The 19,399-nt window shown below is 48.7% G+C and carries 20 protein-coding genes; 10 read left to right on the top strand and 10 right to left on the bottom strand.

Annotation, left to right across the window (positions count from 1 at the left end; all coding sequences use genetic code 11):
* The first annotated feature begins 17 nt into the window (after positions 1 to 17).
* The 5 genes from ptsG (at position 18) to FDX24_RS10265 (ending at position 4,618) form a co-directional block, all read left to right on the top strand.
* Positions 18 to 1,544: a glucose-specific PTS transporter subunit IIBC gene (ptsG, locus tag FDX24_RS10285; protein ID WP_137364250.1), complete on the top strand. Its 1,527-nt coding sequence runs from the start codon at positions 18 to 20 to the stop codon at positions 1,542 to 1,544.
* Positions 1,541 to 2,383, top strand: a complete 843-nt coding sequence (locus FDX24_RS10280; protein WP_137364249.1) for a glucose-6-phosphate isomerase family protein — start codon at positions 1,541 to 1,543, stop codon at positions 2,381 to 2,383. The genes ptsG and FDX24_RS10280 overlap by 4 nt, the downstream gene beginning before the upstream one ends.
* On the top strand, positions 2,383 to 2,946 hold the full coding sequence (gene hxlB / locus FDX24_RS10275) for a 6-phospho-3-hexuloisomerase (protein WP_137364359.1): 564 nt from the start codon (positions 2,383 to 2,385) through the stop codon (positions 2,944 to 2,946). The genes FDX24_RS10280 and hxlB overlap by 1 nt, the downstream gene beginning before the upstream one ends.
* A gap of 23 nt (positions 2,947 to 2,969) precedes the next feature.
* Positions 2,970 to 3,605, top strand: a complete 636-nt coding sequence (hxlA, locus tag FDX24_RS10270) for a 3-hexulose-6-phosphate synthase (RefSeq protein WP_137364248.1) — start codon at positions 2,970 to 2,972, stop codon at positions 3,603 to 3,605.
* Between the two features lie 263 nt (positions 3,606 to 3,868).
* Positions 3,869 to 4,618, top strand: coding sequence for a HipA family kinase (locus tag FDX24_RS10265; RefSeq protein ID WP_137364247.1), 750 nt, complete (start codon positions 3,869 to 3,871; stop codon positions 4,616 to 4,618).
* Between the two features lie 134 nt (positions 4,619 to 4,752).
* Here FDX24_RS10265 and FDX24_RS10260 read toward each other — a convergent pair whose 3' ends face one another.
* The 4 genes from FDX24_RS10260 to FDX24_RS10245 are packed head-to-tail and all read right to left on the bottom strand — an operon-like array spanning position 4,753 to position 7,655.
* On the bottom strand, positions 4,753 to 5,775 hold the full coding sequence (locus FDX24_RS10260; RefSeq protein ID WP_137364246.1) for a Gfo/Idh/MocA family protein: 1,023 nt from the start codon (positions 5,773 to 5,775) through the stop codon (positions 4,753 to 4,755).
* 10 nt (positions 5,776 to 5,785) lie between these two features.
* Entirely contained in the window at positions 5,786 to 6,766 is a 981-nt protein-coding gene (locus FDX24_RS10255; RefSeq protein ID WP_137364245.1) for a PTS glucitol/sorbitol transporter subunit IIB, read from the bottom strand.
* Complete coding sequence (locus FDX24_RS10250; RefSeq protein WP_137364244.1) at positions 6,763 to 7,137, bottom strand: PTS glucitol/sorbitol transporter subunit IIA; 375 nt, start codon at positions 7,135 to 7,137, stop codon at positions 6,763 to 6,765. Before FDX24_RS10250 ends, FDX24_RS10255 begins: the two co-directional genes overlap by 4 nt.
* Complete coding sequence (locus FDX24_RS10245) at positions 7,134 to 7,655, bottom strand: PTS glucitol/sorbitol transporter subunit IIC (RefSeq protein ID WP_137364243.1); 522 nt, start codon at positions 7,653 to 7,655, stop codon at positions 7,134 to 7,136. Before FDX24_RS10245 ends, FDX24_RS10250 begins: the two co-directional genes overlap by 4 nt.
* A 254-nt stretch (positions 7,656 to 7,909) precedes the next feature.
* On the opposite strand from FDX24_RS10245, the gene FDX24_RS10240 reads away from it, so the two are divergent.
* Positions 7,910 to 8,260 (top strand): helix-turn-helix domain-containing protein, encoded by a 351-nt coding sequence (locus FDX24_RS10240; protein WP_137364242.1) that lies wholly within the window; start codon positions 7,910 to 7,912, stop codon positions 8,258 to 8,260.
* Positions 8,261 to 8,305: 45 nt separating this feature from the next.
* Here FDX24_RS10240 and FDX24_RS10235 read toward each other — a convergent pair whose 3' ends face one another.
* The 3 genes from FDX24_RS10235 to FDX24_RS10225 all read right to left on the bottom strand — a co-directional run bounded on the left by FDX24_RS10235 (position 8,306) and on the right by FDX24_RS10225 (position 12,626).
* On the bottom strand, positions 8,306 to 9,634 hold the full coding sequence (locus tag FDX24_RS10235) for a hypothetical protein (protein WP_071557541.1): 1,329 nt from the start codon (positions 9,632 to 9,634) through the stop codon (positions 8,306 to 8,308).
* 671 nt (positions 9,635 to 10,305) lie between these two features.
* On the bottom strand, positions 10,306 to 12,375 hold the full coding sequence (locus FDX24_RS10230) for a DUF927 domain-containing protein (RefSeq protein ID WP_137364241.1): 2,070 nt from the start codon (positions 12,373 to 12,375) through the stop codon (positions 10,306 to 10,308).
* A gap of 35 nt (positions 12,376 to 12,410) precedes the next feature.
* Positions 12,411 to 12,626 carry an AlpA family transcriptional regulator gene (locus FDX24_RS10225; RefSeq protein ID WP_047723071.1) on the bottom strand — a complete coding sequence of 72 codons (216 nt, stop codon included), beginning with the start codon at positions 12,624 to 12,626 and terminating at the stop codon, positions 12,411 to 12,413.
* 506 nt (positions 12,627 to 13,132) lie between these two features.
* Here FDX24_RS10225 and FDX24_RS10220 point away from each other — a divergent pair.
* Genes FDX24_RS10220 through FDX24_RS10205 form a run of 4 tightly spaced genes read left to right on the top strand, consistent with a single transcriptional unit; the run spans position 13,133 to position 16,425 of the window.
* Positions 13,133 to 13,486 carry a hypothetical protein gene (locus tag FDX24_RS10220; RefSeq protein ID WP_137364240.1) on the top strand — a complete coding sequence of 118 codons (354 nt, stop codon included), beginning with the start codon at positions 13,133 to 13,135 and terminating at the stop codon, positions 13,484 to 13,486.
* Positions 13,483 to 14,025 (top strand): ABC-three component system protein, encoded by a 543-nt coding sequence (locus tag FDX24_RS10215; protein WP_048218432.1) that lies wholly within the window; start codon positions 13,483 to 13,485, stop codon positions 14,023 to 14,025. Before FDX24_RS10220 ends, FDX24_RS10215 begins: the two co-directional genes overlap by 4 nt.
* Positions 14,019 to 14,540: an ABC-three component system middle component 5 gene (locus tag FDX24_RS10210; RefSeq protein WP_048218912.1), complete on the top strand. Its 522-nt coding sequence runs from the start codon at positions 14,019 to 14,021 to the stop codon at positions 14,538 to 14,540. Before FDX24_RS10215 ends, FDX24_RS10210 begins: the two co-directional genes overlap by 7 nt.
* Positions 14,515 to 16,425, top strand: coding sequence for a hypothetical protein (locus FDX24_RS10205; RefSeq protein ID WP_137364239.1), 1,911 nt, complete (start codon positions 14,515 to 14,517; stop codon positions 16,423 to 16,425). Before FDX24_RS10210 ends, FDX24_RS10205 begins: the two co-directional genes overlap by 26 nt.
* A 58-nt stretch (positions 16,426 to 16,483) precedes the next feature.
* Here the strand turns inward: FDX24_RS10205 and FDX24_RS10200 are convergent, their stop codons facing one another.
* From FDX24_RS10200 to FDX24_RS10185, 3 genes are all read right to left on the bottom strand, one after another.
* On the bottom strand, positions 16,484 to 17,131 hold the full coding sequence (locus tag FDX24_RS10200; RefSeq protein WP_137364238.1) for a hypothetical protein: 648 nt from the start codon (positions 17,129 to 17,131) through the stop codon (positions 16,484 to 16,486).
* Position 17,132: 1 nt separating this feature from the next.
* Entirely contained in the window at positions 17,133 to 18,380 is a 1,248-nt protein-coding gene (locus FDX24_RS10190) for an integrase domain-containing protein (protein ID WP_170973064.1), read from the bottom strand.
* Between the two features lie 210 nt (positions 18,381 to 18,590).
* The gene (locus FDX24_RS10185) at positions 18,591 to 19,382 is read right to left on the bottom strand and encodes a hypothetical protein (protein ID WP_137364237.1); all 792 of its coding nucleotides are present in this window, start codon (positions 19,380 to 19,382) and stop codon (positions 18,591 to 18,593) included.
* Positions 19,383 to 19,399: the final 17 nt, after the last annotated feature.

Below are 19,399 nucleotides of genomic sequence, written 5' to 3'. Positions count from 1 at the left end.
GCGCTCAGGAGATCGAGATGAAAAGATTCAACCTTCTGCAAATGTTACAAAGCATCGGGCGATCGTTAATGATCCCCATTGCCATGCTGCCTGCCGCAGGTATTTTGCTGGCCTTCGGCGTCAGCTTTCAGGATCCCAATATTGTCGCCAGACTGCCGTTTCTCGGCGCTGACTTGCTGGTTCACGTGCTGAAGCTGATGGCGGAAGCGGGCAGCGCGATTTTCGCTAACCTGCCGCTGCTGTTTGCGGTAGGCGTGGCGGTGGGACTCAGTGACGATCAGGGCATTGCCGGGTTGTCGGCGATCGCCGGGTTTTTGATTATGAACGTCACCATCGGCCAGTTTCTGGGGATCACGCCCGAGTCGGTGGCGCAGGTACGTGACTACACGATGGTGCTAGGCATCCCTTCACTGCAGACCGGCGTGTTTGGCGGCATCATTATCGGGATTATCGCCGCCTGGCTGTATAAACGCTATTACCGCATCCAGCTTCCTTCGTGGCTGGAGTTCTTTTCCGGCAAGCGCTTCGTGCCGATAGTCACCTCCTTCGCCGCGCTGTTTGTCGGGCTGGTGATGGCGGTGGTCTGGCCGCCGGTTCAGCATCTGATTAATGGCCTGTCGAATACCATGACGGTGCAGGGGCCGGGCGTGTCCGCCTTCCTGTTCGGTTTTGTCGAGCGGCTACTGATCCCGTTTGGTCTTAACCATGTCTGGTGGCCGACCTTCTGGCTGCAGTTTGGCGAGTACGTGAACAAGGCCGGGCAGGTGGTGCATGGCGACCAGCTCATTTTCTTTGCCCAGTTGAAAGACCAGGTGCCGATTACCGCCGGAACCTTTATGGCCGGGCTGACGCCCATCAAGATGTTCTGTATTCCGGCGATTGCGCTGGCGATCTACCGCTGCGCCAGCCCGGAAAACAAAGCGCGGGTGAAGGGGATTATGCTCTCTGGCTCGATCACCTCCATTGTCTGCGGCATCACCGAGCCGATTGAGTTCTCCTTCCTGTTTGTTGCACCCGTGCTGTATGGCATTCACGCCGTCCTGGCGGGGCTGGTGTTCCTGCTGATGGAGTGGTTCAGCGTGCACATCGGGCTCTCTTTCTCCGGCGGGCTTATCGACTATCTCTTCTTTGGCGTCCTGCCGCGCGCGCCTCACTGGTACATGGTGTTCCCGGTCGGGCTGGTGATGGGGGCGGTGTACTACGTCCTGTTTATCTTTGCCATCCGCCGCTGGAATTTGCTGACGCCGGGACGCGAAATCGAAGAAACCACTGTGGCGCAGGAGAGCGAACAGAACGACCTGGTGAGCGGCATCATTCTGGCCTATGGCGGGCTGGGGAATATGACCAGCATCGAAGCCTGCATGTCACGTCTGCGCATTGACGTGACGGATAAGACGCTGGTGGACAAAGCGCTGCTGAAACAGCTTGGTGCGGCGGGCGTCGTCGAGGTCGGGAATAATATTCAGAGCGTATTTGGTATGAAATCCGATCGGCTGAAAGAGGCGATCCGCGCAGCTAACGCGTATACACAGGAGGCAAAATGAAACAGCTACACCACAGCGGCCTGCCGCTGTATCTCGATGACGACGGCGTAATGGTGCTGAAACCGCCGCTGAACTATCTAGGTTTTGGTCGCAAAAGCGCCGGGCAGATGGCGGTGGTTTTACCGGAATTCACCGAAGCGCAGCGTGATGAACTGGCTTACGATGTTTATCGCGGTCTCAGCTTTGCGGAGGATCAGGAAAGGCTTGCTGCTGACCAGTATCAGTACGACATCACCATCATCATGCCGGGGACGATTGGCAAGGAGCGCAAGAAAACCAGCGGCCATTATCACGGCTATAACGACACGCGGCGCAACACCCATCCGGAGGTGTATGAAGTGATTAAGGGCACGGCGGCGTATATCCTGCAAGAGTCGCCGGATTTTGCCGTTGAGCCAAAAGATCTGCTGGTGGACGATCTTATCGTGGCGGTGGTGAAGGAGGGGCAAAGCATTATCGTGCCGCCGAATTACGGCCACTGCTCCATCAATATTGGCGACGGGCCGCTGGTGTTCAGCAACCTGGCGTATAAACCCTGTGCGGTTCACTACGACACAGTGCAGTTTTACCACGGTATGGCCTGCTACATCGTAGAAGAGAACGGGCAACTGTGCGTGCGTAAAAATCACTACTATCCGCATATTCCGCGCATCAAATTCGCCACCGTCAAAGAGAACCCGCATCTTGGCATTACCTTTGATACGCCGCTTTATCAACGCTACCGAGCCGCGCCGGAACGTTTCCATTTTCTGGGGCATGTCGATAACTATGTCCGGGAAATCATGGGGATGCTCGAGTATCAGGATGATTTATTCCCGGTCTGCCAGGAGGACGCATGATGGAAACACAATCTGTTGCAGGCGTTGCCTGTAGCGACCTGCATCAGGCGATGGCGCGGATTGATGGTGCCGCACTGGCGAGTCTGGAGCAGGCCATCGCTGAGGCGAACGCGATATTTGTTTTTGGCGCAGGGCGTTCGCTGTTGATGCTGAAAGCTGTTGCGATGCGCCTGATGCATATCGGCCTGAAGGTACATGTTGTCGGAGATGTGGTCACGCCTGCGCTGCAAAAAGGCGACCTGCTACTGCTGGCCAGCGCATCGGGCGAAACGACCTCGCTGGTGAATGTGGCTACGAAAGCAAAGCAACTGGGGGGCACAGTGGCCCTGCTGACCATTTTCCCCGAGTCCACGCTGGGGAAACTGGCGGATGTGGTGGTCAGGATCCCGGCCTGTACCGACAAATTGCCGGATGGACCGGATAACGTGAAAGGCATTCTGCCCGGCGGCAGCCTGTTTGAAGAGGCTGTCATGGTGCTGGGTGACGCCATGATTGTGAATCTGGCCCAGTCGACGGGATATCGCTTAACCAAAGGCTTTGCGCTGCACGCCAACCTCGAATAGTCATTCGACACAAGGAAACCAACATGAAATTACAGCTTGCCCTGGACGAGTTAACCCTGCCTGAAGCGCTGGTATTTATTGATAAGGTGGTTGACGACGTTGATATTATTGAAGTGGGCACGCCTTTTCTAATTCGGGAAGGCGTGAACGCAATTAAAGCCATTAAAGAAAAATATCCACACAAGGAAGTGCTGGCGGATGCGAAAATTATGGATGGGGGATATTTCGAGTCCCGGCTGTTATTTGATGCTGGCGCAGACTACGTTACGGTTCTGGGCGTGACGGATGTTTTAACGATCCAAGCGTGTATCCGGGCGGCAAAGGAGACGGGAAAACAGGTGGTGGTGGATATGATTTCTGTCGATGATCTTACTGCCAGAGTTATTTTGCTGGAGGCCGCCGGTGCCGATCTGCTGGCGGTACACACCGGTACCGATCAGCAGGCAGCGGGGCGTAAACCCATTGATGATTTGGTCACGATGCTGAAGGCCCGCCGGAAATCCCGGATTGCCGTTGCAGGCGGCATCAGCAGCCAGACGGTGAAGGACTATACGCTGTTAGGGCCGGATGTGGTGATTGTGGGATCTGCGATCACGCATTCGGCGGATCCGGCAGGTGAAGCGAGGAAGATTTCACAGATGTTGTTGCAGTATCACTGAGATTAGACGAACAGAACGGCATCTGGCGCGACTGTGTGCCAGATGTCGGAATAACCATAAGATTATGCCTTCAGTCTGGTTGATACATGTTTAATGATCTTACCCACCAACAGTGGACATGCGGCTAAGTGAGTAAACTCTTCACCAGAGGTAGCTCACGTGGAAAAATTAATAACTCAGGAGTCTCTCGAAAATGTTTGTGCTACTTTTGGTTATACAATTATACTTCGCGGCATATTTTATTATTTCTATTGAAGGTTACCGTGATTATAATTAATTCCATTAAAGATAAACTGGAAAAATCCACAAATCACTCCAATCCTTTTATTGGTGTTGATGAGCTAGGCAATGATTGGTTTGTAAAAACATATTTCAGCAAGTCCGGTCATGAAACAAATGCGTTGTTTAATGAATTAGTAGCTTTTAAATTAGCCGAAAAAATAGGTTTACCTTGGCCAAAAGGCCATGTAGTTCAGTTTTCTGAAAGTGTAAAGAGTGAACTAAACGTATCAACTTCTCATTTTATTGCATATGAGTTCATACATAATCTAGAAGAGTTACCTGAGGGTTATCAATTCAGTAATAACCAAATGAAAAATCTCTATGGCAAATCAATATTTGATAATTGGCTATCAATAGGTGATGTAAAAAATGATACTTGCAAATTGTTAAATGGCGAATTGCTATTCATGGATGCTGGAATTGCCTTTGAAGATGATAATTGTGAGACGTGGGGAGAAGATGGTCTTATATGGACGGATAATAAATTGTTTATTGAATCATCGCCATATCATCGCGGAATTTTGCATTCTGCAGAAGAGTATAAGTCATGGATGGATAAAATTTGTGAAATACCTGTTGAGTTTTATCAATCCATCGCAGATAGCATACCTCAAGATTGGCATGTTCCGGAAAGTTACAAATTAAAATTTGTTGAGGTATTTTCATCATCTTGTGAGAGTTTTATTCCTATGATGAAATCATATATCGAGTGGGAATTAAATCACCAATAATATGAATAACTAAGCGAAACATCCGCTTCTTGCTCAAAGCTAACCATGCTTTCTAATAATTCCTGCGCTTTATCTGGTTTGCAGGACTAAGGGCTTTACCAATCTGACGTAGCAGAAAGGTACAGCCCTTGAAGTTATGGCATTATCGTGCGTTCAGGCTTCCCACTCACCAAGCTGCGGTGCACCGCCTCACAAATCCGGCTTACCGCCAGCCCGTCCACTGCGGTTACCGGATAGGGCGCTTTATGTCTGACCGCGTGCACAAAATCATTGATCGGGTCGATACCAAAGCCGCTGGCGATGCCGTTGCGGTAGTTAATGAAATAGCTGTTGGGCGTGAGCGTCATGCCTGGCGTGGTGATTTCCAGCCCGCGATGCTGCGAGGTGCTGCGGATATACGTTGCCTCACAGAGAATATCAATGCGCCCGTCGTTGTCCTTCGGGAAGCCCTCCGGCAGCACCCACGAGTTTTCCACCACCCACGAACTGCCGTCTGCCATCGTCAGCAGGCTCTGCACGCTGTCGAAGGTGTCGAGGCCGCATTCAATCATCAGCCGCTTCTGCCCGACGGCGTACACCGACACCACTTCCTGACCGGAAAGGTGGCGCACCAGGTCAAAGCAGTGTGAGCCGAGAAACCACACAGGGGAGCTTGCGCCAGCCCAGTCCAGCCACTCTGTCGGGACGCTAATCACGTCGTCCATGCTGATATGCCCGCGCAGGATGCACCCGGTTTCCGGCTTCTCCAGTTCAGCTTTGATGCGCATCACCGCCGGATCCCAGCGCTTGTGGAAATCGACGCCGACCAGCAGGTCCCGCTGCTGCGCCATCTCCACGATAAGCTCACATTCGCGTACTGAGGTAGCGAGCGGTTTCTCCGCCAGCACGTGCTTGCCGTGGCGCAGGGCGGTGAGGATGGATTCGGTGTGGTATGGGTCAGGTGTCGCCACTGAGACTACATCAATGGCTTCCTCCTGCAGCAGGGCATCCAGCCGGGTATAGCCGATTACGCCATAGGCCATGGCAAGGTCGTCACAGCGTTCTGTGTCGGTGTCGCAGATGGCGACCAGCACCGTGTCCGGGTTGTGGCGGTACGCGTTCATATGATGTCTGCCGTAGATACCTGCACCTACCACGGCGGCTCTGATTTTGTTCATCGTTGAGTCCTCAGAATAAGCCCAGGGAAAACAACCAGCCGATGATGACGGCCAGCGGTCCGGTCAGTTGTCTCGACAGCAGGAAGGCGGGGACGCCTTTGGCGATGGTCTCCGGCTTCGCCTCCTGCATGGAAAGGCCCACCGGCACGAAGTCGCAGCCGACCTGCACGTTGATGGCGAACAGCGCGGGCAGGGCGAAGGCAGGGGATATCGCGCCTGCGCCAATCTGCGTACCAATCATCACGCCAATCACCTGCGAGATGGCCGCGCCCGGTCCGAGCACCGGGGAGAGGAAAGGAATGCCGCAGATAAGCGACAGCAGCACCAGCCCCCACAGCGAGTTCGCCAGCGGCGTCAGGGCATGGGCTATCAGGCTGCCGAGCGCGGTCTCCTGCACCAGCGCTATCAGCAGCGAGACAAAGGCCATAAACGGAATGACGTTGCGCAGCGACACGTCCACCGCCTCCCGGCTGGCGGCGAACAGCAGGGCGATAACGTAGCCGACGGCGGTGCCAGTCTGTTCGACCATGCGAACCAGTTTCTCCGCGCCGCGAGGAGGTGGTGGTGTGGTGATAACCCGTGGTGCAGACTCTGTAGTTGGCTCAGGCTTAACGTCCGGGGCTTCGGCCGTATCCACCAGAACCAACTGCTCCATCGTCACACCGGAGACGTAGTTATCCTCTGTAATAAACTGCGCCAGCGGACCTGCGCGCCAGGTGGGGAGCACGTTGATGGTCGGGATGCCTTTCTGCGGATACAGGCCACAGCGCAGGGACCCGGCGCAGTTAATCACCACGCACAGGATGTCGCTATCCGGCGGGATATCGGCGAAGCCGTTGACGATTTCCGATTCGGTCAGTGCGCCGATTTCTATCGCCACCGGATGAATCTCGCGTCCGGTCAGCGACAGCACCTTTTTGCCGTTCCCTATGGGCAGCCACAGCCCTTTACCGTAGCCGCCGGGGCCGGGAGGAATAAGCACCGTGTTCATGGGTGTCCCTCCGCAATCATCAGTTCGCCGTGGAGGTCACGCAGGTTCGGCACCGGGCCGGAGAGATGGACCGCTCCGATATGGCAGGGATTAAGGTCACCGTTGAACACCAGCGTCAGGTGGCCGAGTTCAAACAGCGCCTGCTGCGCCCCTTTGCCCACGGCGGTAATGAGATAGCTGCACCCGGCCAGCAACAGGGTGTCTCCGGGCAGAATGAACAGGCTCTCTTCCCGGAACGACGGCTCCAGAGACAGCGAGTAATCCAGACAGTCCTTCGGCCCGTTGCTGTCGAAGGTGATGAGCATTTTGTCGGTGAGGCCGTCGGCAACAAACAGCCCGATGGCAGTAATACGTGCGCAGTAAATCATCATGGCGCATTCCCCCGCCTGCTGAGCCGCAGGAACAGGTACTCGGTAATAATCCCGCGTATCAGGCCAATCAGCATGGCGGCAGCGATATAACGCAGCGCCAGCGAGGTAACGGGCAGGCCGAGCGCCTTAACCCCGGCAGCGACGCCGAGCCAGACAAACAGCTCTGAGGGCACCACATGGGGAAACAGGCTGGTGAGCGGATGGGCGGTGGTGCCGAGCGCATCCTCATAGCCGGGCTTGCTCTTCTCAGGTAAGAGTTTCCCGAGCGTCAGCGCGCCGGGGCTGCTCATAAAGAACCAGCCGAGCACCGGCAGCACGCCGTAGGTGAGAATACGCGAGCGGCCGAGCAGGGTGGCGACTTTCTCCATTCTGACGGTGCCGACCAGCTTCATCAGGAAGTTGATGGCCAGCAGCAGGCAGATGAGCATCGGGATAAGTCCCGTCATCATATCGAGGAAGATTTTGCCTGCGGCCTGGAACAGGTGGATAAAGCCTTCAGCCAGGGAGACCAGAAACATGGTGGCCTCCCGTACTCAGTGCGATGGTGCAAGGTTGTGGTTCGGTGTGCATAAACAACTCTCCTGTCAGGCGTGTTGGTTAATGCGTCCTGCCACTCACAGCGCGGGTCGTTATGTCCCGGAGTTATTGGATGTTGTCATGGTTCATATCAAAAGCTTTTTTCTCTTTTCAACAGCGATAAATCATGTAATTCATGAATTTTGCTCTTTATTTGCCCTTGATTCAAGTAATTCATTAATTTTCAATGTAAGTCTTGAAGATAGGTTTAGCTAAGAAAGGGATAATCTTGGTGTGTTTAATCGGGTGGATTGTAGCTGTGATCGGTAAAAGACTTAAGATTTCAAGGGTTAATGCAGGCCTGACACAGACGGAGTTGGGGGTACGAGCTGGTCTTGAGGAAGATTCTGCAAGTGCTCGCATAAGTTCTTATGAAAAAGAAGTTCATGCGCCAGACTTTAAGTTGGTCTGTAAATTTGCAGCAGTACTTGATGTGCCTGAGGCTTATTTTTACACAGTAGATGAAGACCTTTCTGAATTAATACTACAATATCATAGATATAAAAAGAGTAATCCTAACTCTACCATTATAATATCCTTTCAATGACTATTTTTATTAAGGAGGGAGCGCTGAACTCCCTCCGATAATACTCTATTCTCGTAATATTCTATCATAATCAGAACGAACACCGCTAGAAATACTGGCTGGATCGAGTGTTCTTAAATACTCTTTAAATCGTTCTCTTCCCCTGGAGTATGTAGCTATACGATATCCTACAATATTTGTTCTATCGGAATAGAGTCTAATCATAGTCGCTATTTCTCTGGGGGAAAATGTTCTAATCATTTCAGTGTAATATGATAATGCACCATGCGATACACCATATCCATTCCCAATCGCACATGCCACTACAACCTGAACAAAATATTCCTGTACTGTTTCAGGTACTGCTCCGTGAGTTGCTAGCTCACAAAGCCTTTCAGCGAAGGGGGGTTCATTATAAAAGTTATTCATTCCATTATGAGCATTCCAAAGTCTTTCTATTGCTCGATAGAATATGATGTGTTGATCGGCTTCACTTAGGTATCTTATCTGACCGAGTTTTTCAAAAAATTGAGTAGATGCTGTGTGGCGTTGTTCATCTCCTTTGGCAGCATATTCAGCATGTTTGTTGATCAAGTCAGAGCGAATTGCCGCAGTGAACTGTTCACTGATAGCGGAGCATAAATCAATTGCATTTAATCTGGCTGGTTCTGATGTATTGGGATCGCAATATATGCCATGAACCATTCCAATAAGAATTTGCCTCTGTGCTGCATGTGTATCATTAATTCGCTGAATCCAAATAGCACATTGTTGCCCAGTAAAACGAGCACTTTTTATTGATGCTATGAAATCTGCAACATTTACTCCTCTTGGAGAGGAAGCATCAGCCAAGGCATATCTAACACATCGATTTAGGAATGTTGTGAATTCTCTATCATTAATATTTCCGATAGTTGGGTGAGCGGCAGAGAAATTATTCCTCATTTCTCTGCAATGATCTAAGAAGAAATAACCATCTTCATTTACTAAATTTAATTTTAATGCAAGTTCTAAAAGTTTACTATCTTGTAAGTCGATCAAGTGCTTCTCTTCAAAGTCGGATTGAAGCATCTGACTTACGATGGGCAAACCAAAATTCCTTACCTTTTGTCTGATTTGTAAAATTGCGGCATTCCATATGTAATTCATTGCGCCATCAAATAAGCCAGCGCTTACTGCAACACACATACGGGCGACGAGTTCACCTCGAAGATCCGAAGGAATTAGTCTTAGTTCCCTTGGTAAATCCTGCCAAGCAAAGCTTATTTCTTCATCACTAGCTAATACATTTCTTGGGATTCCCAGTGCAGCGGTAAGTTCGGCAATTGCAGGTAGAATTGTTGTTGGAACACTGGGAAGTTCAGGAAGTGAAGGAACCGAAGGAGTTGTAGCCATAGACACGATCTCTTATCCTCAACGATGGGTATGATGTATCCATCATAGCGAAAATTACTGATATAACCATGTTGGCTTTGTTGTTTTTTTCAAAATAGGCTTTGTTATTTACTTATCTCAAATATTTCTCAAAATAATGCTTGCTGCGCCACTTTAGTGCAAAAAATCTCTCCGGCAAGCTGTATTCTCACCATTTCCTAAACTTTTTACACACCTAGTACCAGATATAGTGCTGGTGTCACTACCTAAGATAAATCTTCCACCCATAGAGTAGGGTGTTGTATTGCTCTGCCGTCTTATGTGGATTTGTCGAGGTACTTGTTGCAACCAATTGAAAATCTGCCTCCTTTTTTTGATCCTTTAAGGGCAGGCCCGTTCCCCTTGTTCTCCCTTCCTTTCAGCCTTTGCCTTTTCACTCCCTTTTCGCCATTTTCATTCCTTATGTTTTTGAGGTGGTACAGGTGGGACAAGTGGTACAACCGCGCCAGCCGTGGCTTTGCGCTTTACCACCTGAAAAATGCCAGCCTGAAAAGTGGGACAGATTCAGCAACGGCTGTCCCACCCTGTACCACTTTTTTTTAACCAAATTCTCTAAGGTGGGACGCTGAAACCCGCGCCAGTCCTGCGTGTACCACTTGTCCCACCTTTTTTTAAGACACGCGAGACTGCACTCAGATACTGAGGATGCGGGAGGTGAGCCGGTAGACCCTGGCTTTGCCGATCTCCGGCAGGCGAACCTGCGACTGGTATTTCCCGTCACTGCCGGGCAGCAGGCAACCAACTTCCTGGCATAACCTGGCCGCTTTTGCCGGGCTGAATCCCCGGCACATTTCCCGCCAGCCCTCCGGCAGGATTTGAAACAGTGTGTATTCCTCACCCGTCAGCGGATCTTTTTCCACCCGGCGAAAGCCTGCCATATTCAGCGGGCGGTCCGGGCCATCCCACGAGGCAAAGCGGCTGTACTGGTGCGCGGTGATGAACCGCTTGATCTGCGCCAGCACGCCTTCATCCTCCTGGTTGGCAATATGGCCGCGCTCGTTCAGCCAGGCGTGCAGGCAGATCAGCACCGCCTCATACGCCGTACCTTCCTGCCAGCCCGTAATGCCGTGCAGCGTCGCTATCTCCCCGGCCACCGCCAGCAGGGCAAAACGGGCCACGATGCGCTGCACCTGGTTTCCGGCATTGTCCGGCATCAGAGCGGTCTGGTAGCGGCAAAGTAACTCTCTCGCCAGCGTGGTGCTGGCGTCCAGGTCGCCGGTGAGGAAGGCCAGCCAGGCACGAAAGGCGGTGCCGTGGAAACGGGCGACCCGGTCGCAGAGGGCATTGGCGAACTGCTGGCCGCTGGCAAAGCCGTGTAGCTGCTCAAACGCGCCATACCGCCCGGTGTCGCTGGGGATTTGTACCATGCGCACGTCCATTCCGGCGTAGAGGCGCTCCCCGGCGCGTTCGGTATGTTCCGCCAGCGACAGCTCCCCGGTGGAGAACAGCAGCAGCGTCCAGTGCCTGCGGTTACGTACTTCGCCGTCGGTGCGGGCGCGCCCCTTGCCCTGGCCGTTCGCCAGCATATAGGCAATCATCCCGGCTTCCCGTGGGTCCACTTCGCGCAGTTCATCGAGCGGCAGCAGGGCATCGTTGTGTCGGCTGGCAATTCCCTCCAGCGCATTCCCGGTGGCCCGCCAGGAGTGCCAGTAATCCGTGCCGCCACAGACGGAGGCGGCCACCTTCATCACCGTGGTTTTGCCGTCGGTGGACTCACCGCGCAAATGAAAGCCTCCGCCACCCGTTCCGGTCAGGCGCAGCAGCGGGGCGGCCAGTGCACAGCAGACGGCAAAGACCAGCCGCGAGTTGCCTGCACAGAGTGCGGCGACCTGCTCCTGCCACTCTGCCAGCGTCCCTGCCTGCGCAAAGCCGCCGGTCAGATAGTGGCTGCCCTGGAGAATGACATTGTCCCCACCGGGGCCGATAACCTCATCCGGCAGCACGTATACCCCGTTGTGCCAGCCGGTTTTCTCCACGCAGGTGACCCGGCGTCCGGGGAGTGACCGCGAGATGTACTCGCACAGCAGGCTGCGCAGGGCGGGGCGGGTAGCGATGTAGGTCAGGCCGTTCTCCAGCAGGATGCGCCGCAGCTCCTCGCCGTTGCCACTGAGCATTGCCATCGGCATGGCCCAGCGCCGCAACTGCCCGGTGGTGGTGTGCCATTCCAGCAGGCGGCCGTAGCTGCCGTCATGGCTGTCGCAGGTGATGGCGGTGACGCGCAGAGGGGAGCAGATGCGCTGGGGCTGGACGTCGCTTTCACCGTCGCGCCGTTCGGTGAGCTTGTCAAACCACAGCGCTTCTTCATCGAGGCGGAAGTGATCCGGCAGGATGTTGGAAGGCCTTTTCTGCCGCAGGCGTGCAAGCTGACCACTCCAGTCTTCCAGTACCTCACCATCAGGGGCCATCAGCCGGGCCATCTGTACATCTGCGTGCGCCAGTTTTACGGCGATTTTCAGCAGTTCCTCTTCGCGGATATCGCCTGTGCGAAGTACCCGGACGTAGAGCGTGTCGGGCCTGATAATGGTCAGGTTGTCCAGATCCGCCAGTTCATCCGGGCCGAGCACCACCGGGGGAATATTGTCTTCCCGCTCGGGATCTTTTCGCCAGGCGCGTGAGGTCTCCCATGCCAGGTTTCCGGCCAGGATCACCACTTCGAGCGTGCGGTCCGGAGACTGCTTACAGAGAAAGGGGGCGCGTTTCATGATGGGGTATCAGTCGGCTCATCCCTGAGCGTGAATTAACGAATAGCGGCGCGGCGCTGTTGCCACTGGCGGATTTCAGCAGCATCGAAGACCACCAGTCGGGAAGAAAGGTGGACGGGGCGGGGAAAGTCGGTGTTTTTAATCAGGCGGTAAACCGACGATTCGCTCATCGCCAGAAACTGGACCACCTGCCGCATACGCACATTACCGCTTTCGGGAAAAGCATCGTTACTGTCAGCACGGGTTTTCATGATTGCACCTCACGGGAACAGAGTATCGAGGCGGTTATAGCGCGGAACGGGGAGGGGAGGTATAGGTCCGGGTGAAAAAAATGAGTCCGGGTAGAAGATAAGGAGTCCGGTAATAATACAATTGTTGCTATATTTTATGCATTTACGTTAACTGCATGAAAAAATGTGTTTGTTTTTTTATCTAATGATAAGTGGTAAGGATAGGGGGAGTTTAATGGACGGTAACGCACGGCAACGAAAACATCATGATCTCTGATGCCATCTTACTATCGGCTAGGAGCAAGAAAACTACATTGAACTCACAATGTACGAAGCGATTCGAAGGGTCTAATGAGAGTTACGTTTTTAGCACTCAGAATCAAAATCAATCAACTCAAAAAAAACTAACCAATTGAAATTATTGGATAATTAAGCGATTTCATTTTTTGCTTTTTGATGGATTTTATGCTTTTGTAGTGATAAATTATCAATACTTTCAATGTGCTAATTCATGGTTAGGGAACTCGATGAGTGACTTTTGGAGCAAATCTATAAAGATAGTTGGCCTTCCTGGACTTGTACTTTATATCTTTTATTATTTAATTGATAAAATATTTGATGAAAAATTAACTCATCTATTAGGGATAGAGCGAGTTTTCGTTCTTATTATAATTATTTTGATTCTTCTGACTGTATTCTTTTTATATTCAACCTTTAAAACAACAAAGCCTTTTGATAATGGTGAAAAGGATCATGCTCAACCTAAAAATAAATCTGTGGAAGATGATAAATCTGAACGATTATCGCCGACGTCTATAAAAAATCAGACTGTTGTATACCGTGATAATGCCAAACACAAAGGAGATAATAATTTCTCATGAATATCTCTCAAGTGCGATATCAAGATGGAGCATCGCATGACGGTGACAACAATTTTTACACGTTATCGAGTTTAGAATCTACTATTGATCAAGTTAAAAAATCTTGTTTAGGACATGATGAGTTAATATCAATTATGGAAGATTTGGCTGAATATCTCGATGATTATCCAGGCAGAGCTATCATTGGTCTGGAAGCTAAACTTTTACGTGGTGACCGTTCTGACTTAGTGGAAAGAGCTACCAGATTAAAGAGTAAGTTTGCTAGAAGAGTTGCAAAAGATCAGATGTCATTGGTCGAACAAACGGTTTATATTCAAGTCTTATCAGCTATTTGCTCAAGCTGGCATCAGTGTATATATCCTGCAATAATAAGTGGTCAGAGTAAAATAGAAGTCGATCGACTTATTAATATAGAAATAATACAACCAGTGCATAAAGCTATTGTCCGTTTTGATAGTTTAGTAACTACTGAGTTAGTATCAGGAATGCTCTATTTTCTAACTGGCCTATGTCATGTATCATGGGAGGTAAAGTGTTAATATATCATCCCATATTTGACGCAAATCATTGTGTTTTTAGAACGTTACTTTTATTGCAAGAGCAAAATCATTGTGAAATAGATATTGAGCTATTTAGGCTTATGGATTTTTATGTGCTTTTTCCTAGTCTCTTAAAATCTATAAAACCATTTCCAAGTGAGTTGAGAATCTATAAAAAAGAAATACAAAAAATATGTGAGCCATATGAGAATATACAAAACCCCAATAGAATATTTGTTGAGTTAAGAAGAATACAGTCGATTGCATTTTATCATCTCTTATCAAAACAATTAATTGATATGAAAAGTTTTGAGAACGGTATGATTAAGAGAACAGAAACAAATTTGCCAGATCAATTAGTAGCATCATTAAATGAAGCAGCAATCAAAAAAAATAAATGGTTTATTCTGGTTTCTAAAGAGTTCCAAAAAATAGAATTTTATGGGGCAAATGGCCTTAAAAAAAGAACGGGACTCATGGAGTATAGATATGATGAGGTCGAAAAAAATGGTTAAACCCCATTTACTTGTAGAACGATTCGCGGTATCAAGAAATGAAAAATTCGTTTATGATCAGTATTTTCATAAGGGTGTAAACATCATAAGAGGTTGGAATGGTACAGGTAAATCAACCATTGTAGATCTACTTTCATATGCTTTAGGATCCGTTATAACTGATTGGACTCAGCATCAATCTTATTGTGACAATGTTTTCGCACAAGTTTTACTTAATGGAATCAGGGTCACTTTAAAAAGAAATATTGTTGAAAACGGCCTTTCAAAAATGCACTTACATGAAGGTACAATTGATTCAGCAATTAAATGTGGTGCTCAATGGACAAGCTATCCTTATCGAAGAAGCGATACGTTGCATAGTTTCTCTCAGCAAATTTTTGAGTTACTAGGGCTGCCAAGGCATAAAACTGATGATGAGCGTAATCTAACACTTCATCAGATAATGCGACTTATGTATATTGATCAATTATCAGCAACGACAAAGTTATTAAAAGAAGAAAAGAATTTTGATAACCCAAATTTAAGGCGTGCTATTGGCGAATATCTTCTTGGCATTGATGATTTAGAAGCTCACAATTTAAGACAGGAGTTGTTATCAGAAACTAAACGCTTCGAAAAATATAACTCTGAAGCCAATGCTATTTTTAAAATAATTGGTGGTGATAATGTAAGAGTTAATGAGAATTCGTTGAATGAGAGGATTGATAATTATTCAATGGAGCTTGATGCTCTTAATGAAAAAATGGAGTCATTACTTTCTAGTGGAAATACCAATCTAAATAAAGAAGAACAGACAATTTTATCTAAGTTGCAAAGCGAAAACATGGAATTAGTTGCGCAACGACTTAAAATTGAAGAGGATATTCTTTCTTTAACAAAAGAAATAAATGATACTAAATTGTTTTTGATTTCCCTCGAATCAAGAAAAGATGCTTTACTTCATTCTAAAGCTGTAAATTTTTCTCTTGGTAGCATTGAGTTTAAATACTGTCCTTCCTGCTTGAGTCTTATTGAGAGCAATAGTGATAAACATAGTTGTGGGCTATGTAAAAGCAAACATAACAAAAACTCTTCGGATGATGCTTATGTAAAACAATTAAATAATCTAAATTTCCAAGCAAAAGAAAGTAATCAGGTAATAAAGAATCTTGAGGTTGAAGTTACAGAATTAAAAATTTCCCTAGAAAAAATAAATCTTAAAATAAACGAAATTGCTAGGAATCTTAAGACGTTTTCCGTTATCCCATCTGAAAAAGAAAGTTTGATTGTCGAAATTGGGAAAAACATAGGGTTTATTGAAGGCGCAATTCTTTCACTTGAGGAAAATAGAAGTGGGATCGCTAAAATAAATTCCTTGTTGCTTGAAAAACAACAGGCTCAAAGAAGGATTCTTGAAATTAAGGAAAAATTAGATACCTTGGACAAGGCACAAGCCGAGAGACAAGTGTCTGTTTATTCAGATATAGAAAATATTACTAAACGTTTACTTATATCTGATGATGGCAATGAACCAGCATTTGATAGTCCTGGGGATGTTATAATTGATTTCGCTAGAGATAGAATGTACCTAGATGGTATGAGTAAGTTTTCTGCTAGTTCAATGGTTATCTTTAAGAATAGTATAAGACTTGCTATTTTCTTACACTGCGTTGACGATCCTGAAACTCGTCTACCTAATTTTATGATCATGGATAACATCGAAGATAAAGGAATGGTAGAAGCGCGAAGTCATAACTTCCAGCATGTTATTATTAGTGAATGTCAAAAGCTACACGACAATTATCAACTTATATTCACAACATCAATGATATCTCCTGAATTGAACAATACAGCGTTTTGTGTTGGGCCTTATTATCCTAAGGGTGATCATACACTTAATCTGTAAATTGCTTTTCGTTTAAATCCGGAAATCTTTATATTAAGTAAAGATTTCCTTATTTAAATCACTTAGTTTCTTCCCGCCTTCCCATCTTCAACACCTCATAAAACGTCCCCCGGCCAAGCCCATCCGACGGCACTTCCCGCTCCTGCGCCAGCGCCTTCAGCTTTCGAAGTATCCCATCCGAAGCCGGTTTATCCGACGTCCCATAACGCCCGTCAGTCTCCTCAACCAAAAGCTGAACCAGTAGCCAGCAGAGTCGGGCAGTATTCTCCCGTGCCTTGTCGCGTTTATGCATCCCACGCTGGGAAGGTTGTGCGGAAGCAGTGAGATCCGGCAGCGCGTCATCGCCGAGTGTCTTCAGCCATTTGCGGCCGCGACTGTGACGCGACAGTTTCATCACCGCCTTCAGGCTGCGGGCCTTAATTTCTGGCGGAGTGAGTTCCTCATCAATAAGCCGCCAGGCCAGCGCGAACATCTCATCGGCATAGAACATGCGTTTATTTGCCGGGGCGCTGACCATGCCTGTGGCTTTGATGGTTCGGCTGATGGCGTCATGCAGGATTCGATAATTTTCCTGATGTTCTTCCGGCAGGGCATTTGCCGGTTGGGAAGCATCGAGGCCTAGAAGCAAAAGGGCGAGATGCCGCGCTTCCAGCAGCGGCATATCACATTCCCGTTCAAACAGATTCTGACGAATGGGACTGGTCACGTTATTCTCCTTCCACGATCCGCAGCGGTTCTTCTTCACCGAGCAATGCCTGCCGTCTGGCAGCATCAACGTAGTTTCCCCACCACTGCATGAGAGGCCGCCTTTGTTCCAGATAGTCGCTGCGGTTGTAGGCCGCTTCGATCTCGTCTTCTTTCTGGTGTGCCAGCGCAGACTCCAGGACTTCACGGGGAAAATGACCTGCTCCTGCCGTTCTGGCGATGCTGCGCATGCCGTGGGCGACCAGCTCGCCGCCGAACCCCATGCGGATAAGCGCGGCGTTCGCGGTTTGCTGGTGCATATGCTCCAGTGGTTTGCGGATGCTGGGAAACACCCACGGGCGATGGCGACTGACGGGCTCCATAACCTGAAGAACGCGCAGCGCCTGTTTGCTGAGCGGCACTGTGTGCGAACGGTTCATCTTCATAAAGGTGTCGGGGATGCGCCATTCCGCTTTTTTCATATCGATGTCGCACCAGCGGGCGCTAACGGCTTCGCCGGGGCGAACCCAGGTCAGTAGCTCCCATTCGATAAGGCAGCGGGTTTCCTTGCGGATAGAGGCGTTCTGTAGCGCCAGCATCAGTCTGCCCAGCTCGCTGGGGTGAAGGGCGGGCATATTCTGCTTTTTCGGTTTCTTGAAGCGGGCGACCAGGTTGTCTGCTGGGTTAAACTCGATAAGCTCTTCGGAGATGGCGAAGTGGAAGATTTCATTGAGCCGTGAGATAACACGCCGCAGTGTTTCGAGGATGCCCTGTTCTTCCAGCGGGGTGAGGTGCTCCTTGAGCATCTTCGGGCGGATCTCGGTGACGGGCGTGTTACCCAGAGAAGGGAAGACGTGCATCTCCAGCGAACGCCAGATATCTTTGGCGTGATCTTCGCTAAGATCGCTGGTCCGTTTCTTCTCTTTGAGCCATTGTTCCGCAACTTTTTCCAGTGTGCATTCATTCTGGATGCGTTTTTCTTCGGCTATTCCTGCTAAGTGTTGACGGGGATCGATGCCCTGCCAGAGCAGTCGTCTGTATTTCGTGCGAGTTTCGCGAGCCATGGCCAGTGTAACGACCGGGTAAGGGCCAAGGCTGGTTTTGGTGCGTTTTTTGGTGACGGGATGATAATACTCGAAATGCCAGGCCTTCCTCCCTGAAGTCTTAACCAGCAAGTACAGGCCTTCACCGTCCCGTAGCTCATAATTCGTGCTACGGGGCTTCGCGCCAGCGATCTCCACATTTGTTAAGGGTTTCAGTTGCTTAGGCATGTTTTAGCACCACGCTTTTTTAGCCCCACGATACCGTGGTGCTAAACATGGTGCCAAAAGGTCAAGATTCATACAGAGATCATGACCACACATGCAACAAAAAAGCCTGCAACTCGTTGAAGTTACAGGCTTTTTTAAGGTTCATGATGCATCATGAATGAATGTTTGGTGGAGCTGGCGGGAGTTGAACCAGCGTCCGAAATAATCTAACTATTTGTTTTTATTTAGAGTATTTTCATTCATAAAATCAACGTAGCTTTTGCGTATCTTTTGTAATCCCTTGTGTGTCCATTTTTTTGCTACTGGAGTAAATCTGATAGACCATTGGGACTGAATTTTTGGATTCCCAAAGGTTATATATGTCAGCTCCATCTGTGATTGCCATTCATTCACAGTGACTTTTCCTTCTAAGTCTTGATACTCGACTATTAATTTAGGTCCAACTATTTTTTTAGCTTCACTATTTAATTTTGTGAAATGTGTAAAGAGTATGTTTGACATTATAATTAAGGCTGGGAATGGGACGTTTAATTCAGTGCCTTCTTTTTTAGAGTTATAAGGTAATATAAAGTCCACATCCATATTACGCTCTAATTCTGAGAAGGTCATATCATTAGTTTCAGACTTAAAGTTTACAAACCCATATGACTCGCTAATAATGCAAAGATCATCTTCTTTGCCATTATTATTAAGGTAGCAAAATTGATATTCTTTTATTTGTTTTTTATAATCGTACTCCCAGCGATATTTTAAAGATGTTGCTGCACCTAGACCAATGTTATTTATTTTTGCTCTTATGGCATCCTTGGCAACTAAACAATCAATACTAAACGTATTTCTGTCTTTAGATATTGATTTTATTGGAATGTCACTAACTATCAATACTGGTTTGTATGACAGTCGACGTTGGAATATTGTTAGCCATATAGCATAGAGTGCTGCGAGCGCCGAAATAAAAGTACCAAATGAGGAGATGTAGCTAAGTATTTTATCAAGGGTCATTGTGGAATCCCCACATT

The organism is Citrobacter sp. wls716 (assembly GCF_005280975.1).
GTDB classification, from domain to species: Bacteria; Pseudomonadota; Gammaproteobacteria; order Enterobacterales; family Enterobacteriaceae; genus Citrobacter; species Citrobacter youngae.
This window is presented reverse-complemented; position numbering and strand designations above follow the sequence as displayed.